Below are 1380 nucleotides of genomic sequence, written 5' to 3'. Positions count from 1 at the left end.
GCATAGGTATCTACACATCTCTAAAGTCTTCGGCTGGCCACCCAGCCGATGGCTTCTTTAGCGAAACCCGCCAGCTCCTGAGGCGTGTATTGCTCCAGCGTCTCGCACATCGCCAAAAGCATGTACAGACCGGCGAGCACCGCAGAAGCCGTTACCGGTTGAGAGCGTTTCATTTGACGACCAGACAAACGGACCAAAAACTCTCGGGTTTGCTCGGCAAACTCACCTTCGGCCCGCATTAGGCGCCAGCTGACTGCACACGCCTGACTAGCAATCAGCAGCCGTTTGAACACGGCTTCGCCGCTTTCCTGCTGCCAGTTTTCCAGCTGATGTCCGCCGCCTTTGAGCAGTTTGAAGTAGGACTCGATACGCCAACGCCAGTAATACCAGAGTGCCAATCGTTCAGCCGCAACCTCGGGCCTAAGGTTGCTTAGCAAATACCATTCGGCCAACAGATGGCCGTCGTCCCCAATTATTCGGCTAACGATCAGTCGGGCAGGTAAAGGCTCGCCAGATTTGCGTAACGTCTTGCGGTCGGCCCGATCTTTGGTGAAGGGTTGGGCTTGGCGAGTCAGCACAACGGCCGTTTCTCCCACCCATTGAATGGCGGATTTTCCTTTGTAGTCGACCTTGCGGGTTTCGCTGTAGCTCATTTGGCTGGCGATTTGGCTCAGAGGCCTGGACTGGCCTTCATGACTGGCCGTGGAACCCGCCTTGACCCGCACCAGCCATTGCCGACCCTCGGCCTGCCACTGTCTCAAATGAGCGACCGAATCAGCCTCTCGATCCACGATATGGACAAGAGGCTTGGCAAAACTCTGCTGCTCCAGCCAAGTGATGCGTTGTGTCAGTTCATTGAGGTGTTTTTCAGGGGCCAGCACTTCTTCGGCTCGCGTGCTGAGAACGCCGTCCCTGGTCGCCAGGTTTTGAGCGGGAGTACAGATCGGTGCGCCGTCACGATCCGTGACCAGCAGGCTGCTTTGCAGTTCGTAACCGATGTCACCCCGATGGGTCATTTGCAGGCGATCAGCCTTGCTGTGGTGATGCATGTAATTGAGCCGAGACCAATCGTGCATGACCAGCGCGTAATCATCGCAGTCATCTCGGCAACCCTCGTGGGCCAGCGCCAGTAGCGGTTTAACCAGATCAACGGGCCTGACCCGGTCATTGCTCAAAAATCTCCAGAGCGCTTGCGTCTGCGCAAAAGCCTTGTCGCTTCGCGGCAAGGCTTTCATCCCGGCGGCCAGCGCCGGTAGTCCATTACTGTGTCCCATGACTAACTCGTCGTATCGTTTTGTCAGTCGGGCATCTAGCCCGGTCATTTGATATCCATGCCGTCCTTTTATAGACCAGGATCGGGAGATGTGTAGATACCTATGC

The 1380-nt window shown here is 56.3% G+C and carries 1 protein-coding gene; it reads right to left on the bottom strand.

Translation table 11 applies throughout. The annotated features are described in order from the left end of the window. Nucleotides 1-20: 20 nt before the first annotated feature. A complete protein-coding gene (locus PMI18_RS02320) occupies nucleotides 21-1274 on the bottom strand; it encodes a transposase (RefSeq protein ID WP_033036894.1) in 1254 nt (417 codons plus the stop codon). Nucleotides 1275-1380: the final 106 nt, after the last annotated feature.

Source organism: Pseudomonas sp. GM102 (assembly GCF_000282555.1).
In the GTDB taxonomy this organism is placed as follows: Bacteria; Pseudomonadota; Gammaproteobacteria; order Pseudomonadales; family Pseudomonadaceae; genus Aquipseudomonas.
The sequence above is the reverse complement of the archived record's forward strand: the minus strand, read 5'-3'. Positions and strand labels throughout refer to the sequence as shown.